Here is a 22,527-nt window from a genome sequence, read left to right on the forward strand (position 1 = left end):
CTGTTATAATGCCTCTATTGCTGATTTTGCGGGCGCTGCCTCCGGGCTTTTTGCCTTTTGGCACGCCGCAGCGCCCGCAAAATCAGCAATAGAGGCATTATAACAGAGCATAAAGGCTGAGAGAAATGGCTGGGGTACCTGGATTCGAACCAGGGAATGTCGGTACCAAAAACCGATGCCTTACCACTTGGCTATACCCCAATATGCAGCGCCGGCCTCAGGCAATGGCTGCAAGCCGCCGCGATTTATAACTGCTCCCTGCGGCAAAGGCAATATGCCTTATAATAAAAGCAGCATTTTCAGCGCTGTTTTTTATCCATAGGCTATCTGTCAGAATATTGCCTTTATCTTCCTCGCAAAAGCCGCGCCCAAACGGCCTTTAATCTCTTGTTTCATCAACAGGGAGAGACAGGATTTCCGCATCAAGCCTGTTCATAAAATCAGCAATAAACCGGGCATTTATGCCGTAATCACGCGGCAAATAGCGCGAGGCAGAGCGCATATCGACAAAGCTTGTATCGCCTTCATCACTCAACCGAATAATAATATCGGACACAAAGCCCAGCACAAAAGTTTTTGCTACAACCTCAACCAGCAGCAGGCTGTCTTCTCCCGCTTTGCCCTGCTCGCCGCTTATCGTCCAGTTTTTTGCTTTCAGCACGGCATAAACCGCTTTTAACACTGTATCGGGCGAACCGTCATAACGCCGCCCGCTTAATTGCGGCCAGGCGGCCCATTGCTCTTCCGCTGCGGCAGGTGTAAAGCCGGCTTTGACCGGCAAGGCATCGGCCGGGCGGCTGCCGGCCAGAAAAGCCGGCGGCGTGTCAAAATCAGTAGTAATATCGTAAAGCGGCGGAAAGGCAAACCACGCTGCCCCGATAAAGAGCAGCGGCGCCAGAGCCATAAAGGCCAGCAAACCGCCTTTCACACAAGACAGGCCGCCTTTATAGCCTTCCTGCCACAAAGCCCGCAGCCCGAAAAAAGCAAAAATCAGGCTGAGCGCGGCAGAAATACCGACAAGCGCCATAATATAGGGCAAATTTACCGTTTGGATAAAACCAAAGCGGTGTAAAACAAGCGCAACCAATAGCAGAGCCACGGCAAACAGGCCAAAACGCGGGCACATAAGCGCGGCTTTTGATTGCGGGCGTATATATTTGCGTCTCATAATCTCTCTTGGGCCTGATAGAAGGGGAACCTATCCGATCGGGCAGCCGCCGGCTTTGGCCGGGCAGGCCTTGACCGGACGAGCTTCCCCCTCCCCGGCAGGAAAGCATAATTTGGCTAAAATTCCCTAAACCGGCAAGCCTGTTACCACCGGTTAAAAGATTTGGGGATTGTTTTTGACACAGAGTTCTGGAATATGCGGGAATTTGCGGGGAAGTATAGAAGTTTCTAAAGAAATCAGGAAATTATTGAAAATTTGGAGGACGAAAACCAGAGGGAGCGGCGAAAAGATTTTGACAGATATTTTAGCCGGGCAGGCGCAATCTGGTGAAAATCGGCCGAATAATGCGCAAAGCTTCAAAGAGGCTTTGAAAGCGCTGCTGCTGCCTTTGAAAATGCTTTTAAAGCCCATTAAACCGCCTTTGGAGTGGTTTTTATTATATTAAGCTATGTTCCATTTCGCTTTGGGGATAATTCTTTATGAACTGCTTCGCGCGACCAAATTGAACTGGCTGGGGCGCGGATAATAAAGAGGCGGATTATTCCATTCCGCTCCTGTCAAGGCGCTTTTGCAGGATCTTTGCTTATGCTTCAAAAACTCGATTTTGCCGGCGGAAAGATTCCGGAACCTCGTGGCAAAAATTGCAAAACCGCCTGACTCCGCCTGGCCCCGCCACTTCCGATATTTTGTGCTCAATATTCTCTGTTTTGTCCATTGCCCGCCGGTTTTGGCGGCTTTCATATTTCTGTCAGCTCCACTGCTCGCTGCAAATCAACCGAAACCAGGGTGGAAAGCCTCTTTTCAATCATTGTTACGCCAAACAGCCTGTCCATATGCGCCATAGTAATCGGATTATGGGTAATAACCAGAAAACGCGTTTTTGTTTGTGCCGTCATATCCCGCAATAAGCGGCAATAGCGCTCAACATTATAATCATCAAGCGGGGCATCGGCCTCGTCCAGCCCGCATATTGGCGCCGGATTGGTTAGAAACACGGCAAAAATCAGAGATAAAGCGGTCAAACATTGCTCACCGCCGGAAAGCAGGCTGATATTTTTCAGCTTTTTCCCGGCGGACAAACCAGAATTTCCAGTCCGATATTAAGCGGATCATCAGATTCCACCCATTACAATTCTGCCTTGCCGCCGCCAAACAGTGTAGCGCGCTGAAAATTTTGGCAAAAAAAACAGACGGATTTTGGCAAAAACGCGCCACGCTCAAAATTCATGCACTACTAGATAGTGTATGCCAGGCGCCAGAGATAACCGATGCCAACAGCCAATTTGACGCTTGGCTCACGCTAACCCGGCGCAAAGCCTCTGCCAGGCTGGATTTGCCGCAGCCATCAGGGCCGACAAGGCCTGTCAGCCCGGCTTCTATAACCAGCTCTGCCGGGTCAATAAATGATTTAAACCCCGCAAGGCGCAGTTTGACAAACTGCATAAACACCCCTTTATCCGGCAAAACAGCAGCAGTTTTGGCCGCAACACAGGCAATAGCCCGGTTGGGCAATAAAACTCTGCCGATAAATAGGGCAATTAAAAAAACAAGGCAAAATAAAAGAGACGCATAAATAAAAAGCGGGCGGCGCCGGCACGCCCGCTTTTCACTGTTTATCGGCAGGAAAATCGGGGTTTATTTCTTGTTTTCCAGCGCTTTATCAATAATAAGAGAAATTTCATTCGCCGTTAAAGCGCCCTCATATTTCTGCCCGTTAATAAATATAGTCGGCGTTACACGAATATCGAAATCTTTCATCGCCAGATCTGCCGTTTTACGGAACTGATCCAATAATTTCTGATTAGTCAGGCAGGCGTTAAATTCTTTCTCGTCCAGCCCGGCCATTTTGGCAAGGCGCATCATCGGCGTTTTGCCGTCCGGGGCAAAAGCCCATTCTTCCAGTTTTTCAAATAAAAGCTGAACAAAGGGGAAAAACCTGTCTTCCGGCACACAGCGCGTTAACATGGCAGCGGCCGTGCCCCGCGGCTCAACCGCCAATTCGCGCAAAATATAATGCACTTTACCGGTTTTTATATATTTCTCCCGCAGTTGCGGCATGGTGTTTAAATAAAAATCAGCACAGTGGCCGCAAGACAAAGCCGCATATTCAATAATAGTGACCGGCGCCCTGGCATCACCCTCAGCCATATCCTTTAATTCACCCGGGCGCAAAAGAGCCGCCTCGCTCACTGTGGCCACCGGCTTTGGCACTTGCGGCGGGGCAGAATGCTGCGCTTGCGCCGCTACTATTTGCCAAAGCCCGACGGTCGCCGCAACAAACATGGCCGCCACAAAAGAGAAAATACGCTTTCCTCTGGTTGAATTTTTCATAATCCGCTTTCTCCCATGCCTGTTTCAAATAATTATAACCATCATCGGCACCGGCAAAACCCGTTTTGGCAAGGCCTTATTACCAATAATTAACTCCGGGGCTTTGCGCAATATATTTCTGCCGCGCGTTTGCGCAATTTTGCCGCCGGACGACCTCAACCGCGATAAAGAGCCTGCCCCAGACGCAATAAAGAGGCGCGCAAAGCCTCATCAGTAATTTCGGCAATATCTGCCTGCACTTTATCAGGCATGACTGCCGGCGCCTTGGCTGCGGCAAAGCCGAAAGCCGTTTTAGCCCAGGGCAGAGCAGCCGCCGATGAACCGCGCCGGGGCACCGGCGGCTGCGCCTGAAACGGTATTTTCAGCTCTATTCGTATTTTAGCAATAGCCTGATAGCCAAAAAACCGGTTAATACGCGCTATTATTTCACTTGTCTCATGCTGCAATTTTACTGCCCTATAGCCAAAACAGGCAAGGATCAGTGTCGCCGCCGCCAAATTGCTTTTTGTCGCCTTATTTGCCGGCTGCGGCCAGATAATTTTAACCGGCACCGCCACCGCAGCCACAGCCTGGCCGACAATTTCTGTCCAGTTCTGGATAAGGCGCCGGTTCAACCCCGCCTTTTTTTGCAAAACCGGCTCCATAATGCCGGCAGTTGCGGCCGATAGCGGCAAAAAACCGTTTTTACTCTTTTGTTTTGTCATTTTATCAGGCCTGTTTCCGATTAAAGCGGCGCGGATACGCTATGATATAAGAAAAGCAAATTTAGGGCAAATAGTGCGCAAGGCAAAATTTGCTCATCTTTCCACAGTCTCATAGGCAAAATGCCTATACAAAAAGCGCAGTCTGCCTTACAAAACCGCTTTTTCCTCTTTTGCCGGGTCATTGCCATGCCCGGCTGCGGCACAATTATGCAAACTCTCCCCCCATCGGCGCTTTATGCCGAAAAGCTGCTCTCCTGGTATGATAAAAATTTGCGCCTGCTGCCATGGCGCATTACCCCGCAGCAGCAGGCGCAAGGCATAAAAGCGGCAGCCTATCGTGTCTGGCTGGCAGAAGTCATGCTCCAGCAAACGACAGTAGAGGCGGTCAAACCTTATTTTGCCAGATTTATCGCTGCCTGGCCCAATCTTGCGGCTTTAAGCGCCGCATCATCAGACGCTATTCTGGCAGGCTGGGCCGGGCTTGGCTATTATTCACGCGCGCGCAATTTAAAAGCCTGCGCCGATAAAATCATGGCCGATTACAGTGGTGAATTCCCCCGCACGGCCGCAGAATTGCGCCGCTTGCCGGGCATTGGCGATTATACTTCCGCCGCTATTGCCGCCATTGCCTTTGATGAGCCTTGCGCGGTGATTGACGCCAATGTTGAGCGCGTTATCGCCCGGCTATTCTGCATTACCACCCCGCTGCCGGCGGCGCGCAAGGCAATCCGCTCTGCCTGTCAAAGCCTGGTGCCGCAAGACGGCACCCGGGATAATGTGCCGCAAGACGGCACCCGAGATAATGTGCCGCAAGACGGCACCCGGGATAATGTGCCGCAAGACGGCACCCGGGATAATGTGCGACAAAACAGTGCTTTGAGCGATGGGCGGCAAGCGCGACCAATAAACCGCGCCGGTGATTTTGCCCAGGCAATGATGGATTTAGGCGCCACAATTTGCACAATCAAAAAACCGGCCTGCTCGCAATGCCCGTTAACCGGGTTTTGCCTGGCGCGGCAAAATAATATGGCGGCAAGCCTGCCGCGCAAGGCGCCTAAACCGGCGCGGGAAGAGCGTTGCGGCGCCGCTTTTATCGCCCTTTCCGCTACAGGTAAAATTTATTTGCAAAAACGGCCGGCTCACGGGCTGTTAGGCGGCATGAGCGAAGTGCCCAATTATTTTGCAAAAGGCGCACAAATAGCACCGGCAAAAGCAGATTTGCAAAACGCGCCTTTTGCCGGTAGCTGGCGCTATCAGGGGAAGATTACCCATATTTTCACCCATTTTCATTTGACTCTGGCGGTTTATAAGGCAGAAAATATTACTGAGACTGCCGCTCTCCTGCCCGCGGCCCAACAGCCTGTGCCGGGCTTTTGGGTCAAAACAGAAGGACTGGCGGCAGAGGCCCTGCCAACTGTGATGAAAAAGGCAATCGCCGCCGCCTTGCCCACTTTGTTTAAGAAAAAATAATAGACTTTACGCCGTCAAAAATATAGGCTGCGCTTTACATTATTTAAAGAGCAGGAGGGTTCATGTCTGCTTATGATGAAATTTGTGTGGAAGCGGCTAAAAAAGCTGAGAAAGCTTTGGGGAAAAACTCAAAGCGGATATACTCTATTTCGATGCGCCTATCTACGGTATTATATTTCCACCTTTCCGGGAAGTGATTGAGAAACTTGCGGCGCACAGCAACAAAAACCCGGCCATAGCTATTCTTTTGACTACAGGCGGCGGCCTGGCTGAGCTTGCTGAAAAAATCGTTGAATTCACCCACGCCCATTATCAGCAGGTTTATTTTATTATCCCGGATAATGCGCTGTCTGCCGGCACTATTATGTGCATGGCAGGCGACCGGATATAGGGTGGCTGCGCGCTTATGAACAAGCGCGGGACTTGTCTATCACTTTGCTGAAAAAACGGCTTGTCAAATACAAATTTAAAGACTGGACACACCATAGGAGTGATGAACATAAAAAGAGGGAGCCAGTTACCGATGCAGAAAAAGAGGAACGGGCTGAAGAAATTGGCAATACACTTTCTGATAATAAAATCTGGCATTCTCATGGCAGAAGAATCGGTCTTGAAACTCTGGAAAAGGAGTGCCGCTTAGAAATTGATGATTTTGGCAAAGATAAGGAACTGCAAAGGCAAATCCGCCTTTATAGCGATATGATGACGCATAATGGCAGCCTGATGCAACAAGGCTTCCTCATTCACAGCTATAAAGCAGAATAAAGGGAAAGGAACAGGAACTATGGCCATTGCTGACAAAATATTGGATATGCGCAAGAACCCCAGTTTGGAAAACGTCCGTAAAGAAGCTGAAAGATTGCGCCGTCTTTCAGAGCAGCAAAGTGGCGGCAGAATCCCCAAACCTGAGCATACAAGCTATGATTTGGCGCGTAAATTTGCTCCTCCTCCTCCGGGTATATCCGTATTCAAGCCAAAGCTGAGAAAATTCGGCAGCCTGTAAATCTGCCTGCCGCTATTAGTGGCGCTTCGCCCAAAAACTGCCCTCTTTGGGCGGCTTTTATTTTATCAATCGCAGCTAATGGCTTTACACCCAATAAAAGCAAAGGGGAGAGAAGCATAAAACGGACATGAAATGCCTCTTCCCCTTTGCTAGCTCGCAAAATGTAGCAGCGCTCCGGCTTACAGCCCGGCTTGCCGGCGCCTGGCTTTAACCGCCGGCGGCCGTCATCTGGCGGCGAATTTCGCTGCGCAATATATCAATCGGCTGCAACTGCCCCTCATCTTCATAATGCCAGAAAGTCCAGCCATTGCAGCTTTCCAGCCCTTGTGCCCATGAGCCTATTTTATGAATAGAGCCGGCCTGATTTTTATAAACAAGCGTGCCGTCTGCCCGCACCAAAGCGGCGCGCTCACGTTTTTTATCATAGACGGCCTGCCCTGCCTGCAACAGGCCGGCCTCAATTACGCTTAAAAAAGCCACGCGCGGCTCAGCCTTTTTACCACGCAGCACTTCCAGCTCTGCCCTGCCCAGCGGAGAAACAGCGGCAATGCGCGCCCGGGCCGCGGTAATATAGCTTTCCTCCCGCTCTATGCCGACAAAATTGCGCCCCAGTTTTTTAGCCACTGCCCCGGTTGTGCCGGAGCCGAAAAACGGATCAAGCACTATATCGCCCGGACGGGTGGAAGCCAGCATGATCCGCGCCAGCAGCGCCTCCGGCTTTTGTGTAGGGTGCAGTTTTTTGCCATTGGCGGCTTTCAGCCGCTCCCCGCCGGTGCAGAGCGGAAACAACCAGTCGGAGCGCATTTGCACATCTTCATTGGCAGCTTTCAGCGCTTCATAATTAAAAGTGTAATTTTTGCCTTTTTTATCACGCGAGGCCCAGATAAGCGTTTCATGCGCATTTTGAAAACGGCGGCCGCGAAAATTGGGCATAGGATTGCTTTTGCGCCAGATAATATCATTAAGCAGCCAAAAGCCCAGATCCTGCATAATACTGCCGACACGGAAAATATTGTGATAAGAGCCGATAACCCACAGCGTGCCGCCCGGTTTCAGCACCCGGCGGCAGGCCAAAAGCCAGGCTTTGGTAAAGGCATCATAGGCAGCAAAATCGGCAAATTTGTCCCAGTCATCATTTACCGCATCAACCACGGAGTGATCAGGGCGCGCAAGCACACCGCCAAGCTGTAGATTATAGGGCGGATCGGCAAAAACAATATCGACACTTTGCGCCGGCAAATGCGCCAGCGCGCTCAGACAATCTCCCTGAATAATGCTGTTTTGCCACTGAGCCGCCTGTGCCGGCGCTGCGGGAGCCTGTTGCAATGCTGATTTTACCGACATACACACTTCACTTTTTACTTGAATTCGGCCTTGAGATTGGCTGTTATTATGGCGCCGGCGGGTAAAAATGCCGTTAAATATCGGTAAACAAGCCGTTAAGGCGGCATATTTCTGCCTGCCCCTTTGCTTATTGGACGAAAACTGCCTATAATTTTGCCGCCCCCAAATTTATAATGCGATTACGGCTCGCCAGGCAGGCAGCGGGTTTAAGGTTAAAGGTTCGGCCATGGCAAAAATTAAACTGGTTATTTTTGATTGTGACGGCGTGCTGGTTGATTCTGAATATTTGGCAGCGCAAATCCATGCCGAGCTGCTGACGCAGGCCGGCTTTCCCACGACCGAAGAGGATATAATAGAGCATTATACCGGACTGTCCTTTGCCGAGATTTTAAAGATAAAGGAAAAAACCGGTGACCGGGCTGTTTCTGCCGTCCTGCTTGATAAAGCCGATCAAATATTCAGAAAACGCATGAAAAAAGACCTGGCGGCAATTACCGGAGTGCGCGATTGTGTGGCGACAATTCGCGAGCAGCTGCATTTGCCTTATTGCATTTGCTCCAATTCTGCTTCCGCCAATATTAAAGCTATGCTGGAGCAGGTGAAGCTTTATGATTTATTTCGCGGGCGGATATTTTCTGCCCCGGAAGCAGGCAGCAAAAAACCCAAACCGGCGCCTGATATTTATCTGTTTGCCGCAGAAAAAGCCGGGCTTGACCCCAAACAATGCGTGGTGCTGGAAGATTCTGTGCCTGGCGCCAAAGCGGCGGTTGCGGCCGGCATGCGCGTTGTCGGCTTTACCGGCGGCCGGCATGCCAGGGCGCGGCTCAGCGGTGATTTAATGGAAACAGGGGTAGAGACGACTATTGCCCGTCAGAGCGATTTCCCCGCCACAATCCGCGCTTTAGACAAATTTCAGGAATAAATGCTCCGGATTTAAAAAGATTCGGGGATTATAATATCTCCCGTTTTGGGTGACAGCCGGTCATGACGGGGCAGGCGCTCACCAGGCTTTTTGTCCGGCTCTGCCTTTGGCCGGGCAGGCGGGCGCTCTGGCACGGCAAAGCCGATGGTAATTTTTGTGCCTTTTACCGCTTCGGCAATTTTTACCGCTGCTTTTTCAGAAAATAAAAATTGTGTCGCCGCATTGGCCTGTGCCGGCATAACACGCTGCTGATAAAGCCGGGCAAACAAAACCTGATCGCCGCGGGCGATTTTTATCGCAATGGGCAGGTTTAACGAAGCCCTGCCCGCACCGGCAGCAGCCACTACGCGCCCAGCCGCCGCAATATGTATGAGAATCAGGCCCTTATCACGATCATAGCGGCAATCGCGCGTAATATCGGCAATCGCAGCCTGCCAGGCTATTGCTCTCCCGGCATAAATATTATAGGCATAACCGCCCTCGGCAAATTCCACCGGCGGGCAAAAAGCACGCAAATCCGCAGCGCTGATTGCCTCTTCACCCTGTTTTTTCAACTCTGCCCGCCGTGCCGCCTGTGTCTGGCAGGCCGGCAGGCAAAAAAGCAGCAGCGGCAAAAAAGCGGCAGAAAAAATTTTCCAATATATAATGCGGGCTTTGATAATGCTCATGAGCACACCTGTTAACACAATTTCGGCCGAATTATATGATATTATGATACTGTGCCGCCGGCCCATGCCCGTTTGCCGCAAATTATAAGGCCCGGCTCGGGCGACCGGCAGTAAGAGCAGTTTAAAACAGCAACAGTGAATATTCCAGGCTGAAATTGAGCAAAACCAGGAAAAATTATACGCTATAAGACTATAGCTGCGCTTTGACTGGAAGCGCCTGCGGCCCGCATGAAAATATAAGGAAAAGCAATAAATGACTCTTGCCGCTTCAAAACTGGTAATTTCAAAACTGGCCAATGGCCTGACCATTGCTACCGAAAACCGCCCATTTATGAAAAGCATTGCCCTTGGCCTGTGGGTAAAAGCCGGCTCGCGCAATGAGCAGGAACCCGCAGGGGCACCGTCAAGCGGGCAAACCCGGCACGGTATTGCCCATTTGCTGGAACATATGGCCTTTAAAGGCACAAAAGGGCGCACGGCAGAACAAATTGCCGCGGCGATTGAAGATGTCGGCGGTGATATTAACGCCGCCACAGGCTTGGAGACAACGGGCTATTTTATTCGTATTTTGCCGAAAGATCTGGCGCTGGCAGCAGATATTCTGGGTGATATTATCACCGCGCCACTCTTTGATAAGACAGAATTAGAGCGGGAAAAACAGGTGATTTTACAGGAAATCGGCGCTGCCAATGATACACCTGATGATGTGGTTTTTGACCAGCTTACCGAGATCGCCTGGCCCGGGCAGGCAATCGGCCGCCCTATTCTGGGCACGCCGGCAACAGTCGCAAGTTTTGAGCCGGAAGATTTGCGCGCTTTCATGCGCGAGCATTATTATGGCGGCAATATGGTGGCCGTTGCCTGCGGTGCAGTTGAACATGAGGATTTTGCTGCCAAAATCGCTGAAAAACTGGGCAGCCTGCCGATAGAGCCGGCGGTAAAAGCGGCAGCCTTGCCGGTGCAGTATCAGGGCGGTGATAACCGGCAAAGCCGCAATTTAATGGACACACAGCTTATTATCGGCTTTGAAGGTTGCTCCAATACGCATGCCGATTATTATGCCGCGCATATTCTGGCGATGATTTTAGGCGGCGGCATGTCGTCCCGCCTGTTTCAGGAAATACGGGAAAAACGCGGCCTGTGCTATTCCATCTCAGCTTTTCACTGGGCTTTTGCCGATAGCGGGCTTTTCGGCATTCACACGGCAACCTCCGGCGCCGGCCTGGCAGAACTCATGCCGGTGCTGTTATCGGAGCTGGCCAAAGCCGCGCATAATATTGACAAGCGCGAGCTGGAGCGCGCCCGGGCGCAATATGCTGCCGGTCTGATTATGGGGCAGGAAAGTGCCGCTGCCCGCGCGGCCGGCATAGCGCGGCAAATTTTGTTTTACGGCTTTGTTAAAACAGAAGAGGAAATTTTGCAAAAACTGGCGGCAGTTTCTACCGCTCAGGTGCAAAATCTGGCACAGCGCCTGTTTTTCAACAGCAGGCCTTGCTTTGCTGCTCTTGGCTGCATTGACACTCTTCTTCCCTATAAAGCAATTTGCGAGGCAATGACGGCGAACGCGCCGGCAGCGGCGTCTGAGGCGCGCTTTCTGCCTGAAAAGTGAAGCTTATCTGCCAGGCAGCCTGTCGCAAAACGGCCTTTATGCGGTTTTATTAAGGAGAGCTTAAACAAAGCCGTTTACAAAAAACCGGCGGGAATGTGACAGCAAAGGGGCACAATACAGGCGGCTGCTATGCTGTTTGCCTGTATTTTTCTCTTCTGCCTTTATGCGCACAGGCTTAATTTGTGCATAAATCAGGGTGATTTTCTGCCGCTGCCGGTTTGGCCTGCGGAAATATGCTATTATCGCTTTTGTCCCTCTTGTGTGCCGCAGAACCGGCGGCAGGGTTGGGCTGCATGTTTTGGAATAAACAGATTAGGGGTTTAACCGCCTGCCGAATAATATTGTAAACATTGCCGATTTGTCATGTTTTTTGTCTCAAAACCCTTTTTCGGAGCAAAGCCCCTGTTGCAGCGTTTTGTTTTGCCGGTTTTTGTTTTGCTGCTCCTGTTTGCCGGCAGTGTTTGGGCGCAGCCGGCAAGTGACAGCCCGGATATTCCGGCACGCCCGATCGAGCCGATTAAAATTTCTCCTGACGATGTTGCCCTGAACCTGTCGCGGGCCGTGCAGATTTACCTTGATCAGGGCAAGAGTTTTCGTGTTTCGACCGCCCCGGGGCCTGACGGCATTATTCGCCGGATAGAAGTGCAGGCCAATGATGCGCATGGCAGCGGTAATTGGGCAGTTTTCGCCATTGCCAATCCGACAGATGAACAAATAGACCGGCTGATTGTCGCCCCGCATTATCGCCTGGCCGGCTCCGGCATATTAAAGCCGGATCTCGGTTCTGTCCGCATTCATTCCATTACTCCAAGCGAAGGCTTTGCCCTGGATCGGCAGGCCAGCCCGGATTCCGATATATTCCGGCTTACCATCAATCCCGGCGCGGTTATCACTTTTGTCGCCGAGCTTGGCACGGCCGCTTTGCCGCAGCTTTATTTGTGGGAGCCGGAAGCTTATAAAGACACAGTCAATTCCTACACTTTATATCACGGCATTTTATTGGGTATTAGCGGTTTGCTGGCTTTGCTGTTGACCGTGCTGGTGGTGGTCAAGGGCACTTCGCTTTTCCCTACTACGGCTTTTTTCGCCTGGGCTGTCCTTGCCTATATTTGTGCCGATTTCAATTTCTTCAACAAAATTTTTGCCGCCACACCTGAGCATGAGCTAATCTGGCGTGCCGCTACTGAAGTGGCGCTGGCAGCCGGGCTTTCCGCCTTTTTATTCGCCTATCTGCATTTACACCGCTGGCATAATCATTTTCGCTTTGGCGGTTTTGTCTGGATATGTGCGCTTGTCGGCGTAGTAGCGCTTGTCTTTTTTGACCCGGTGCGCGCTGCCGGGCTGGCGCGGCTGCTGCTTGGCCTTATTGCCGTTATCGGCGCCGCTCTTATCGGCTATCTTACTTTTCGCGGCTATGACCGCGCTATTATGCTTATTCCCGCCTGGCTGCTGTTCATTATCTGGCTGGTCGGCGCTTATGCCGCTGTTTCCGGCCGGCTGGATAATGATATTATTCAACCGGCTCTGGCCGGCGGCCTGGTATTGATTGTGCTGCTTATCAGCTTTACCGTCATGCAGCATGCTTTTGCCGGCGGCGGTGTCAATCAAGGCCTGTTTTCCGACCTGGAGCGGCAGGCGCTGGCGGTTATGGGCACAGATAATATTGTCTGGGACTGGGACGTCGCCCGCGATAAAGTGGTAACCAGCCCTGACCTTTCCATTTTTCTTGGCTCCGCCGCCAAAAATCTGGCCGGGCCAATGCGCAACTGGCTGCCCAATATGCATAATGAAGACCGTGACCGCTTTCGCATGGCGCTGGATTATATTCTGGACAAACGCGGCGGCCGGCTTGACCAAAGCTTCCGCCTGCGTTCGGGAGACGGCCAATATCACTGGTTTGCGCTTCATGCCCGCCCGGTTATCGGCAATGACGGTGAAATTATCCGCTGTGTCGGTATGATGGAAGATATGACCAAAACCCGCAAAGTGGAAGAAAGGCTGCTTAAAAACGCCATTTATGACAGTTTGACCGGCCTGCCCAACCGCCAGTTATTGCTGGACAGGCTGCAAAATTACTGCAATCTCGCCCGGCTGGATGAAAAAATCCGCCCAACTTTGCTGGTGATAGATTTTGACAATTTCCATTCCATCAACCGGCGTTACGGCCTGTCAGTGGGCGATACTTTTCTGCTGGCTGTCGCCCGGCGCTTAAGCCGCCATTTAAAACCGCTGGACAGTCTGTGCCGCCTCTCCGGTGATCGTTTTGTGCTGCTGCTGGCCTCGCAAAATAATTTATCCAATGTTGCCGCCTTTGCGCTAAATTTGAAAAAAGCCGTTTCCACGCCGATAAATTTTGCCAGCCATACTATAAAACTGACAGCCTCTATCGGCCTGCTGCCCTGGATAAATGACACTATGTCGGCAGAAGAGCGGTTAAATGATGCTGTTCTTGCTATGTATCAGGCAAAATATAATGGCGGTGACAGAATTGAACCTTTCCAGCCGGCGATGCGCGCCGGTAATCTGGCTGACGGCACTATGGAAAAAGAACTGCAGGAAGCCTTGCAGAAACAGCAGCTAAACCTTGTCTATCTCCCTGTATTTAATATTAAACAGGGCAATATTGTCGGCTTTGAGGCCGGCCTGCAATGGGACCATCATGCACGCGGTATTCTGAATATTCAGGATTTTATGACCGGGGTAGAAAATAGCGGCCTGATTATGGAAGTGGCGCGCTTTATGCTCGCCCAGGCGGCACGCGATATTAACCGCATAGAAGAGCATTTTCCCGGGCGCAAAATTTTTACCTCGGTCACTATTCCATCACCGCAGCTTGTCAGTTCGGAATTGCTGCCTTGTGTACAATCAGTCCTCGTGCATAATCCGCTCAAAAAAGGGCAAATGCAAATAGGCTTTTCTGAAAATATGATTGAGCAAAATCCTGAGCTGGCTTTTTCATTGGCAGAGCGGCTGAAAGCGCTGGGTATTGGACTGGTGCTGAATAATTTTGGCGCAGAACATGCCTCGCTTTATTATCTCACCCGCTTTCCCTTTGATATGATTCAGCTTGACAGCGTGTTATTTAATGATGATTCAGACAAAAGCCGCCTGTTGCTCAAGCCGCTTATCGATATGGCGCGCGATATTGGTGCGGTAATTATAGCTGACGGCGTGGAAAATGAAAATACGGCGCTGCTGCTGCAAAAACTGGGCTGCAATTTTATTAAAAGCTATACATTTTGCGATAATCTGGAAATTGGCGAAGCTATTGCCCTGCTGGAAAAACATTCCGCCACCTGAAGATTTTGCCCTTATCTTCTCCGCTTATTTATATCTGCTTTTGCCCGATAAAGGCCGCCCCCCTGGCCGGGTGATAGAAGTAAAAAACAGCGCCGCAGTTTTGCCCCGCAAAAGCGGTCGCAAAAATGCGGCGTAAGGAAAAAAGCTGCAAGATACAAACAGCCGGTCAGGCATGGCCTATCTGGCGGACAAGCCGGTGCGGATCAACACCGATTTGTGCCAGGCAACGCTCATATTGGCTGTCGGCCTCACCTTCAAACAGCAGAGAGCGGGTTGCCACACCGGTCAACCAGTCATTGGCGTTAATTTCCGCTTCCAACTGCCCGGGGCCCCAGCCGGCATAACCCAGTGCCACCAAAGCATGGGCCGGCCCCATGCCTTTGCTCAAAGCGTGCAAAACATCGACTGTTGCCGTTAAACACACGCCTTCCGCCACCCGCACGGTAGAATCGCAAATATAATCATCAGAATGCAAGACAAAACCGCGCCCTTGCTCAACCGGGCCGCCATTGCGGATTTTCAGCATACGCAAAGCGCGAGGCAGATGAACAGCCTCCATATTGCCGATAACGCCAAGCTGCCGCAATAAATCGGGCAGCACTGCCGTTTGCAACTGATTAAGCACAATTCCCATCGCCCCTTCTTTGGAATGGGCGCAAATATAAACAACTGTGCGGGTGAAATTGCCTTCACTCATGCCCGGCATGGCAATAAGGAGCTGTCCGCTTAAAAAACCGTCTCTGTGCATCATTGTCTTACACTGTTCCATAAAATCTTACACTTTCGTCCCTGTGACAGCTTTCAGAATAGAAATAAAATCTTTTAAAAAAGTAAAATATCAAAATATTCGCTAATTAAATTCTCCTTATTCTTCCATATTATTTCAGCTAAAATTAAATATAGTTAAATATAGATAAATATAATATTTTATTAACCATGATATATTTCAGCTATCATGGCATTAGTTTGAAAAGGAATATGAGGAAAATATTTGGTAAAGGCAGGTGACTCTGCTATATAGGTCGGCAAAGCGCGCCGGAAAGGACAAATATGATCAAAGCCGGGAAATTCCGTTTGCATTTAAGGCGCTTATATTTGCTGCCGGTGAGCGCGGCCGCTGTGCACTGGCTGATTTTTTCAGGCGCAGGCAGTGCCGTGGCAGCCGAGGTGCCAAATCCCGGCCCGGCGCCTTTTCCCGTTTCCACCAATTTTGCCGGTGAGGGGCAAAAAAATGTATTTTCTTATGCGCTGGAAAGCGGTTTTATGCGCATTTCCTTTGCCAATATGGCAGCCGGCCGCGCGCCCGCTGCCGCCGGAAAAAGCGGCAAGGCACAAGCAAAAACCGGGGAGGCCAGGCAGATTTACGGCCTGATAGCCATGGAGCTGAAACCGGGCTGGAAGACTTACTGGCGCAATCCCGGCACATCGGGCTTTGCCCCGAAAATAGAGCTTGACGGCGGCGCCAGGGCCGAAATTCTGTTTCCTGCGCCGCAGCTCTTCCGCGGGCCGGGGGAGGAATGGAGTTACGGTTATAAAACCCGTGTAAGGCTGCCTTTCCGCCTTATTCTGCCGCCGCAGCCGCAGAATTTTTATAGCGGCACGCTGACAATCGGCATATGCGAAACTTTATGTATGCCGCAAAAAATTCCCTTCCGCTTTAGCACTTCCATAGTCGATAATGACAGAGAGACGGCTGAGATTGCCGCCGCGCTTGCAACTGTGCCCAAAGCGGCAAACAAGAATTTTCAGCTCCTGAGCGCCAAAGCTGTAACAGGCGGCCTGCGGCTGGTTTTACGCTATCCGCCAAACCGGGGAGAGGAGGCGCCGCATTTGTTTCTGGACGGCTTTGATATGCAAACAGGGCAAGCCCGGCCGGTTGCCGGCCCAGGCAAAAGCAGGCCAGGCACGTTGAATCGGGCAAAAAAGCCGCTGCAAATATATGAAGCGCCGCTGCTGCTTGATGAGGCAGAGATTGGTGCCCCCATTGCCTATACGGCGGTTTTAAAAAATGGCGAAGCTGTTTCCGGCCAGGTGCATGTTGAGGCTTCAGGAAAAGGCAAGCCTTAGCCAAAAACCGCCTGTCAGACTGTCAGTCCGGGTAACAGGTAAATCGCGGATAAGGTCGCCGCCTATAGACAAAGCGAGCCAAAAATTTCTGCCGCTATAGCCGGTCACAAGGTTTTAGAATTTTTGACACGCAGTTCTGGAATTTCAGGCGACTGGAAAATAGCCTTTATAAGGCACTCACCGGCATAAACCAACAGACTTTCAAGATATAGGCAAACAGCCTTTGAAAAATATTTGAAAGCAGCTCAACGGCTTTACGGATAATTAAAGAGGCGAAACAGGCATCTTCCAATTTATCTAAAACTATTTATCCGCGCCCGAGCCAATCCAGTTCGGTTCTTAAAGCAGTTTATGCTGCGGCCTGGCTGCATTTTGCACGCTCCCGCGCGCCCCTTCGGTTTGCACGCTCCGCGCGCCCCTTCGGTTTCCGGGCAGCTATACTCTATTCCGATGGCAGAATTAGCCGCTCATGGCTGTGGCCTGACCGCATTTCCCAAGTAGCTATACTGGGGGCGGCCACACAGTGAGACAATACTTGGCGGCGGCCTGGCTGCTCTTTCTGATCAGCTATATACAAGGGGGCAATCGCTTTATTTAATGCCGGGTTGCGGCGTGTCTGCCGTATTTTGCCGGTTTTGGCCGGCCGCTGTCTCGGCTCCCTTGCGCGCCAGCCTGTCAACCCGCTCATTTTCCACATGGCCGCTATGGCCTTTCACCCAATGCCAGGCAATATGATGCCGCGCCTGTGCTGCGTCCAGTTTCTGCCACAGCTCCCGGTTTTTTACCGGCTTATTGCCGGAATTTTTCCAGCCCTGCTGTTTCCAGCCTTCTATCCAGCGGGTAATGCCATTGCGCACATAGGCGCTGTCCGTATAAAGCTCAATATTGCATGGCCGGGTTAACGCTTCCAGCGCCCTGATCGCTGCTGTCAGCTCCATACGATTATTGGTTGTCTCCGCCTCGCCGCCATAAATTTCCTTTTCATGGCCGTTATAAACCAGCAGGCAAGCCCAGCCGCCCGGGCCGGGATTGCCGGAACAGGCGCCGTCCGTATAAATAATAATTTTTTTCATAAAATTTCTGCTCTCTATAATCTATATGAGCCGCCCCCCGGCTTTTGTCTCACAACCGGTTTTGCCGGGGAATATACTATCCTCCCCTGGTGCTGCGCCGGCGCGTGAGCCGCAGCCGGTTAATCCCCCCGGCGCGACCGCCCAGCCGCAATCGCGCGCGCCTCAGCCATAGCCGGCCTGTTATGTGACCTTATTAGAGATCATCTGCGATTTTCGCCCGGCGGCGCTCACTGCCGCGGCAGCGTCACCATTGACAAAAGCCATATCGGCAACATTCAAAGGGACACCGCGCAAAACCCGATTAAGCGGAAAAATTTCTGTTTCCTGCCGCGTTTCCGCCAAATCAATCACCACGCTGTAATAGCGCGAAAAGGCCCGGATAATTTCCTCTACCACGGCTTCCGGCGCCGAAGCCCCGGCCGACAGGCCAATAAGACGCAAATTTTTTGCCGAAACATTATTGCCCCGGAATTGCGGCTCAATAATGCCTTCGCCTGCCTCTGCCGTATCTACCCAAACCAGTTCATGCGCCCGCTGCACCAAAAGCGCGCGCTTTGCGCCCGAATTTTCTGCTACTTCCACCAGGCGGCGAGAATTGGAAGAATTCGGCGCCCCGACAATCAAAAACAAATCCACGCCGTCAGCTGCCTGTTTTACCGCTTCCTGCCGGTTGGTTGTAGCATAACAAATAGAATCAGCCGCCGGCGCTTCTATCAGCGGAAAACGGCGCCTTAACACGGCAATAACAGCCTGCGTATCTTCTACTGAAAGCGTGGTCTGGCTGACAAAACCAAGCAGTGCTGCATTTTCAGGGCAATAAATTTCCGCATCGCGCACGGTTTCAACAAGCGATACCGCCCCTTCCGGCAGCTGCCCCATTGTGCCGATAACTTCCGGGTGGCCGGCATGGCCGATAAGCACAATATGCCGCCCGCGGCGAAAATGACGAATAGCCTGCTTATGCACTTTGGAAACCAGCGGGCAGGTCGCGTCCAGATAAAACAAATTCCGCCGTTCCGCCTCAGCCGGGACAGATTTCGGCACGCCATGAGCAGAAAAAACAACCGGCCGATCGCTATGCTCCTTTGGAATTTCGTCAATTTCCTCAATAAAGACAGCGCCGCGCGCCCTCAACCCCTCTACCACTGTGCGATTATGGACAATTTCATGCCGCACATAAACCGGCGCTCCATATTTTTTGAGCGCCGCAACAACAATCTGAATAGCCCTCTCCACCCCGGCACAAAAACCGCGCGGGGCGCATAAACGGATTGTCAAAGACGGCTTTTCCATTATTTTCCTTTATATCTGCCCCCCACCGCCCCTAACTTGTCTTGCAAAAAGCAAATAGCATTATTAGAGTCTGTTACTGCTCTCTCACGCCAATCGGTCATAAAATTCCAGCGCGCGGGTGATGGTCGTTTCTGTCAGCAATATGGCAAATATCAGCGATAAATAAATAAGCGAAAAGAAAAACAGTTTTCGAGCATAATATATTACGGCAGCAGGCGCTTGCGCCAATAAAAGCCGTCTTGCATATTCAACAAAAATCAGCCCTAAAACAGCAGCGCAAAGACCGTAAATTTTGCCGCCAAAACCCAGAAAACTCGGCATTACGCCAATAAGCGCCATCAGGACGGAATAGACAAAAATCTGCCTTTTGGTAGAGCGTTCTCCGCGCACATTGGGCATCATGGGAATTTGTGCGGTCTTGTAATCATCACTGCTAAACAGCGATAAAGCCCAGAAATGCGGCGGCGTCCACAGGAAAATAATCAAAAACAGCACAATGGAAGAAAGGCTGATTTCACCGGTAGCGGCAGCCCAGCCAATCATTGGCGGAAAAGCACCGGCCGCCCCGCCAATGACAATATTTTGCGGGGTAGAGCGTTTCAGCCAGATTGTATATATTACCGCATAAAAGAAAATGGTGAAAGCCAGCAAAAAAGCCGACAACCCATTAACAAAAAAGCCGAGAGCCGCCACAGACAGCGCTGAGAGCACAAGGCCGTAAAGCAAAGCTTGGCGCGGAGAGACCAGGCCCTTGGGGATAGGGCGGCCGCGCGTGCGCTTCATCACGGCATCAATATCGGCATCATACCACATATTAAGTGCGCCGGAAGCCCCGGCCCCGACGGCAATGCAGATAATCGCCAAAATCGCCTGCGACAGGGTGATATGCCCCGGTGGCGCGGCCATCAAGCCGACCAGGGCAGTAAAGACCACCAGCGACATGACACGCGGCTTGAGCAGCACCATATAATTGCCGGCTTTGCTGCCGTCAGGCCGCAAAATTGCTGCCGGCTGTGCTTCACCCTGCAAAGGTTCTTTTTTCGCCGTTTTATCGACCGGCACCGACTCTTTTGTGACAATTGCCATGGATAATGCGCATTCCCGTTACGACTTGAATCTCCGCCTGCCCTCGGCTCAAGACACACAGCCGTAAAACCGCAACAGTCGGATCCCCTTTCTCCTTTAAAGCATTTTACCCGTTGAGGGAACCGCCTTCTTGCCTTGCAATACCTGATTTATGTCCTTTTCCCGCTCTTTATGCGGTGCAAACTTCCCCGCAGCCTGATATTGGCCCCAAGCCGGCAATAAATGCCCGGCCTGAGGCAATAGTTTTTTCTCACTCATATTGGCAATAAATTTTATTGCGGCCGCAATTCCGGCAATTTTCTGTTATAATGCCGATAATCCGGTGCAAACCAGTGCCTTATTATTGTCTTTTGCTTTTATTTTGCCCAAACAGCTTTTATATAAAAGCAGGATTATCTGCCTGGAGAAAATTATGTTTTGTGCAAAACAATGCCGCATGGCGCCGCGCTTGCTGACAGCAGTGTTGTTTCTCTGCCTTTGCGGCGTCCTTGCAGCCGGCGGCAAAGCGGCAGCGCAGGGAACAGCACGCAATCCGGCACCGGTTCGCTATGGCGACTGGCAGAAAAACTGCACGACACCGCCCGGCACCCCCAATATGATATGCGAATTGACACAAACAGCGCGCGCTAAAGACCGGCCTGATATATCTTTTCGCATTTCCTTTATCAAATTGCCGCAAAAAAAAGGGGTATTATTGCGCGTCATTGTCCCCATTCGGGTAGAATTACCCATGGGTGTGGGGGTGAATATTGACGGAGCCAAGGATATGGGCAATATGCTTTATCGCCGCTGTTTCGGCGATAGCTGCCTGGCTGAGGCGGTGCTGACAGAAAAAGATATGCAAAATTTCTTTGCGGCGCGCGCAGTCTCTTTTTTTATTTTCCCTACACCGGAAGAGGGCGTAGGCGGCACTGTCAGCCTGAATGGGGTAAAGGCAGGTTATGACTCTCTGCCTTGAAGCGCACGGCGTCCATAATGCGCGCCGGCTGCTTTTTGCCGAAAATGGCCGCAGCCGGAGTAAAAGAGGATTATGATGAAAAATCTGCTGCAATCTTTTGATATTCCGGAAGAAAAAGTGCACAGGCAGGTCGAGCAGGCGCTCAGCGCAGCCGATGATGGCGAGCTTTATCTGGAATATCGGGAAAATGAGGCGCTGGTTTTTGATAATGGACAATTAAAAACAGGAATTTTCAACCGCAATCAGGGCTTTGGCCTGCGCGCTATTGCCGGTGAAGCTACAGCCTATGCCTATGCCGATAATTTAAGCCAGGCGGCTTTGGCGCGCGCCGCTGCCGCTGTTTCGACAGTAGCACACGGCTATAAAGGGCACTCAGCCGCGCCGCCGCAAGGCACAAATCAGCATATTTATGGTGATGAAAACCCGCTGGATAAGCCTGATTTCGCCGCCAAAGCAGCGCTGTTGCAAAAAATTGACGCCTATTTGCGCAATAAAGACGAAAAAATCCGACAAGTGAGCCTGTCGCTGAATGCTTCGCTCCAGCATGTGGAAATTATCCGCGCTGACGGCGCGCAAATGCGCGATACAAGGCCCATGGTGCATCTTGGCATTAGTGTGGTGGCCGGAAACGACAAGCGGCTGGAACAGGGCTTTTACGGTTGTGGCGGGCGCAAAGATTTTGCTGATTTTTTGACTGAGGAAAACTGGCAGCAAAGTGCCGATGAAGCTCTGCGCCAGGCGCTGGTGAATTTGCAGGCAGAGGCAGCGCCGGCCGGGCGGTTTGATATTGTGCTCGCCAATGGCTGGCCGGGTGTGATGCTGCATGAGGCTGTCGGCCATGGGTTGGAGGGAGATTTCAACCGCAAAAAAACCTCGGCCTTTACCGGCCTGATGGGTGCTCAGGTAGCAGCCAAAGGGGTCACTGTGGTTGATGACGGCACAATCGCTGAGAGGCGCGGCTCCCTGACCATTGATGATGAGGGCACGCCAGGTGCCCGCACTGTGCTGATAGAAGACGGAAAACTGGTGGGGTTGATGCAGGATCGGCTGAATGCGCGGCTGATGAACATGCAGCCGACCGGCAATGGCCGGCGGGAATCTTATCAGGCTGCTCCCATGCCGCGCATGACCAATACGATGATGCTAAGCGGCGATAAAGAGCCGGAAGAAATTATCGCCTCGGTTAAATGCGGCATTTATTGCGTTTCCTTTGGCGGCGGCCAGGTCGATATTACTTCCGGCAAATTTGTCTTTGAATGCACGGAAGCCTATCGCATTGAAAACGGCAAAGTGAAGGCGCCGGTAAAAGGCGCCACCCTGATCGGCAACGGGCCGGAGGCGATGAAGCGTATCACCATGATCGGCAATGATTCCCGGCTGGATAATGGCATTGGCACATGCGGCAAAGCCGGGCAGAGCGTGCCTGTCGGCGTGGGGCAGCCGCATTTGCGCCTCAATGATATGATTATCGGCGGCACTAAAGCGGGGTGAAGCGGAGCATTGGCTACCAAGCTGCCATATTCAAGACTTC

22 protein-coding genes, 1 tRNA gene and 1 pseudogene are annotated in these 22,527 nt (G+C 51.6%); 12 read left to right on the plus strand and 12 right to left on the minus strand.

Features of this window, described 5'->3' with window-relative positions; all coding sequences use genetic code 11:
• Nucleotides 1–126 precede the first annotated feature (126 nt).
• Together DPQ22_RS04615 and DPQ22_RS04620 are read right to left on the minus strand one after the other, a co-directional pair.
• Nucleotides 127–201, minus strand: a tRNA-Gln gene (locus DPQ22_RS04615).
• 178 nt (nucleotides 202–379) lie between these two features.
• Nucleotides 380–1,168, minus strand: coding sequence for a DUF1499 domain-containing protein (locus tag DPQ22_RS04620; protein WP_150213611.1), 789 nt, complete (start codon nucleotides 1,166–1,168; stop codon nucleotides 380–382).
• A 292-nt stretch (nucleotides 1,169–1,460) separates the two neighbouring features.
• Here DPQ22_RS04620 and DPQ22_RS08865 point away from each other — a divergent pair, with 292 nt between their 5' ends.
• The gene (locus tag DPQ22_RS08865; protein WP_190323150.1) at nucleotides 1,461–1,613 is read left to right on the plus strand and encodes a hypothetical protein; all 153 of its coding nucleotides are present in this window, start codon (nucleotides 1,461–1,463) and stop codon (nucleotides 1,611–1,613) included.
• A 292-nt stretch (nucleotides 1,614–1,905) separates the two neighbouring features.
• Here DPQ22_RS08865 and DPQ22_RS04625 read toward each other — a convergent pair.
• The 4 genes and pseudogenes from DPQ22_RS04625 to DPQ22_RS04640 form a co-directional block, all read right to left on the minus strand.
• Nucleotides 1,906–2,339, minus strand: a pseudogene (locus DPQ22_RS04625) (chromosome segregation protein SMC); the annotation flags it as partial.
• 53 nt (nucleotides 2,340–2,392) lie between these two features.
• Entirely contained in the window at nucleotides 2,393–2,680 is a 288-nt protein-coding gene (locus DPQ22_RS04630) for an AAA family ATPase (protein WP_246681484.1), read from the minus strand.
• Nucleotides 2,681–2,803: 123 nt separating this feature from the next.
• On the minus strand, nucleotides 2,804–3,499 hold the full coding sequence (locus tag DPQ22_RS04635) for a DsbA family protein (RefSeq protein ID WP_150213613.1): 696 nt from the start codon (nucleotides 3,497–3,499) through the stop codon (nucleotides 2,804–2,806).
• A 155-nt stretch (nucleotides 3,500–3,654) separates the two neighbouring features.
• Nucleotides 3,655–4,203, minus strand: coding sequence for a DUF721 domain-containing protein (locus DPQ22_RS04640; protein WP_150213615.1), 549 nt, complete (start codon nucleotides 4,201–4,203; stop codon nucleotides 3,655–3,657).
• A gap of 207 nt (nucleotides 4,204–4,410) precedes the next feature.
• On the opposite strand from DPQ22_RS04640, the gene DPQ22_RS09320 reads away from it, so the two are divergent.
• From DPQ22_RS09320 to DPQ22_RS04660, 5 genes are all read left to right on the plus strand, one after another.
• Nucleotides 4,411–5,673, plus strand: a complete 1,263-nt coding sequence (locus DPQ22_RS09320) for an A/G-specific adenine glycosylase (protein ID WP_320411417.1) — start codon at nucleotides 4,411–4,413, stop codon at nucleotides 5,671–5,673.
• A 62-nt stretch (nucleotides 5,674–5,735) separates the two neighbouring features.
• Nucleotides 5,736–5,870: a hypothetical protein gene (locus tag DPQ22_RS09440; RefSeq protein WP_425305148.1), complete on the plus strand. Its 135-nt coding sequence runs from the start codon at nucleotides 5,736–5,738 to the stop codon at nucleotides 5,868–5,870.
• Nucleotides 5,867–6,064, plus strand: a complete 198-nt coding sequence (locus DPQ22_RS09445) for an SDH family Clp fold serine proteinase (protein WP_425305149.1) — start codon at nucleotides 5,867–5,869, stop codon at nucleotides 6,062–6,064. The genes DPQ22_RS09440 and DPQ22_RS09445 overlap by 4 nt, the downstream gene beginning before the upstream one ends.
• The gene (locus DPQ22_RS04655; RefSeq protein ID WP_150213620.1) at nucleotides 6,040–6,438 is read left to right on the plus strand and encodes a hypothetical protein; all 399 of its coding nucleotides are present in this window, start codon (nucleotides 6,040–6,042) and stop codon (nucleotides 6,436–6,438) included. The genes DPQ22_RS09445 and DPQ22_RS04655 overlap by 25 nt, the downstream gene beginning before the upstream one ends.
• A 19-nt stretch (nucleotides 6,439–6,457) precedes the next feature.
• Nucleotides 6,458–6,676 carry a hypothetical protein gene (locus DPQ22_RS04660; RefSeq protein ID WP_150213622.1) on the plus strand — a complete coding sequence of 73 codons (219 nt, stop codon included), beginning with the start codon at nucleotides 6,458–6,460 and terminating at the stop codon, nucleotides 6,674–6,676.
• A 207-nt stretch (nucleotides 6,677–6,883) separates the two neighbouring features.
• Here the strand turns inward: DPQ22_RS04660 and DPQ22_RS04665 are convergent, their stop codons facing one another.
• The gene (locus DPQ22_RS04665; protein WP_150213624.1) at nucleotides 6,884–8,020 is read right to left on the minus strand and encodes a site-specific DNA-methyltransferase; all 1,137 of its coding nucleotides are present in this window, start codon (nucleotides 8,018–8,020) and stop codon (nucleotides 6,884–6,886) included.
• 226 nt (nucleotides 8,021–8,246) lie between these two features.
• Between DPQ22_RS04665 and DPQ22_RS04670 the strand changes: the two genes are divergently transcribed.
• Entirely contained in the window at nucleotides 8,247–8,942 is a 696-nt protein-coding gene (locus DPQ22_RS04670) for an HAD family hydrolase (RefSeq protein WP_150213626.1), read from the plus strand.
• Between the two features lie 11 nt (nucleotides 8,943–8,953).
• Here DPQ22_RS04670 and DPQ22_RS04675 read toward each other — a convergent pair whose 3' ends face one another.
• Nucleotides 8,954–9,610 carry a hypothetical protein gene (locus DPQ22_RS04675; protein WP_150213628.1) on the minus strand — a complete coding sequence of 219 codons (657 nt, stop codon included), beginning with the start codon at nucleotides 9,608–9,610 and terminating at the stop codon, nucleotides 8,954–8,956.
• Between the two features lie 253 nt (nucleotides 9,611–9,863).
• Here DPQ22_RS04675 and DPQ22_RS04680 point away from each other — a divergent pair, with 253 nt between their 5' ends.
• Nucleotides 9,864–11,219 carry a M16 family metallopeptidase gene (locus tag DPQ22_RS04680; protein WP_150213630.1) on the plus strand — a complete coding sequence of 452 codons (1,356 nt, stop codon included), beginning with the start codon at nucleotides 9,864–9,866 and terminating at the stop codon, nucleotides 11,217–11,219.
• Nucleotides 11,220–11,582: 363 nt separating this feature from the next.
• Nucleotides 11,583–14,519, plus strand: coding sequence for an EAL domain-containing protein (locus tag DPQ22_RS04685; RefSeq protein ID WP_425305150.1), 2,937 nt, complete (start codon nucleotides 11,583–11,585; stop codon nucleotides 14,517–14,519).
• A gap of 166 nt (nucleotides 14,520–14,685) precedes the next feature.
• On the opposite strand, the gene DPQ22_RS04690 is transcribed toward DPQ22_RS04685, so the two are convergent.
• The gene (locus DPQ22_RS04690; RefSeq protein WP_150213711.1) at nucleotides 14,686–15,270 is read right to left on the minus strand and encodes a YqgE/AlgH family protein; all 585 of its coding nucleotides are present in this window, start codon (nucleotides 15,268–15,270) and stop codon (nucleotides 14,686–14,688) included.
• 299 nt (nucleotides 15,271–15,569) lie between these two features.
• Between DPQ22_RS04690 and DPQ22_RS04695 the strand changes: the two genes are divergently transcribed.
• Nucleotides 15,570–16,586 (plus strand): protein-disulfide reductase DsbD domain-containing protein, encoded by a 1,017-nt coding sequence (locus DPQ22_RS04695; protein ID WP_150213631.1) that lies wholly within the window; start codon nucleotides 15,570–15,572, stop codon nucleotides 16,584–16,586.
• 590 nt (nucleotides 16,587–17,176) lie between these two features.
• On the opposite strand, the gene rnhA is transcribed toward DPQ22_RS04695, so the two are convergent.
• The 3 genes from rnhA to DPQ22_RS04710 form a co-directional block, all read right to left on the minus strand.
• Entirely contained in the window at nucleotides 17,177–17,659 is a 483-nt protein-coding gene (rnhA, locus tag DPQ22_RS04700; protein ID WP_150213633.1) for a ribonuclease HI, read from the minus strand.
• Between the two features lie 180 nt (nucleotides 17,660–17,839).
• The gene (ispH, locus tag DPQ22_RS04705; RefSeq protein WP_150213635.1) at nucleotides 17,840–18,952 is read right to left on the minus strand and encodes a 4-hydroxy-3-methylbut-2-enyl diphosphate reductase; all 1,113 of its coding nucleotides are present in this window, start codon (nucleotides 18,950–18,952) and stop codon (nucleotides 17,840–17,842) included.
• Nucleotides 18,953–19,036: 84 nt separating this feature from the next.
• Entirely contained in the window at nucleotides 19,037–20,038 is a 1,002-nt protein-coding gene (locus tag DPQ22_RS04710; RefSeq protein ID WP_150213637.1) for a heme o synthase, read from the minus strand.
• A 412-nt stretch (nucleotides 20,039–20,450) separates the two neighbouring features.
• On the opposite strand from DPQ22_RS04710, the gene DPQ22_RS04715 reads away from it, so the two are divergent.
• The gene (locus DPQ22_RS04715) at nucleotides 20,451–20,996 is read left to right on the plus strand and encodes an invasion associated locus B family protein (RefSeq protein ID WP_246681487.1); all 546 of its coding nucleotides are present in this window, start codon (nucleotides 20,451–20,453) and stop codon (nucleotides 20,994–20,996) included.
• Nucleotides 20,997–21,071: 75 nt separating this feature from the next.
• Entirely contained in the window at nucleotides 21,072–22,487 is a 1,416-nt protein-coding gene (tldD, locus tag DPQ22_RS04720) for a metalloprotease TldD (RefSeq protein ID WP_150213716.1), read from the plus strand.
• Nucleotides 22,488–22,527 lie beyond the last annotated feature (40 nt).

The sequence above is a fragment of the Candidatus Tokpelaia sp. genome, from assembly GCF_008636115.1.
GTDB lineage: Bacteria > Pseudomonadota > Alphaproteobacteria > Rhizobiales > Rhizobiaceae > QLZD01.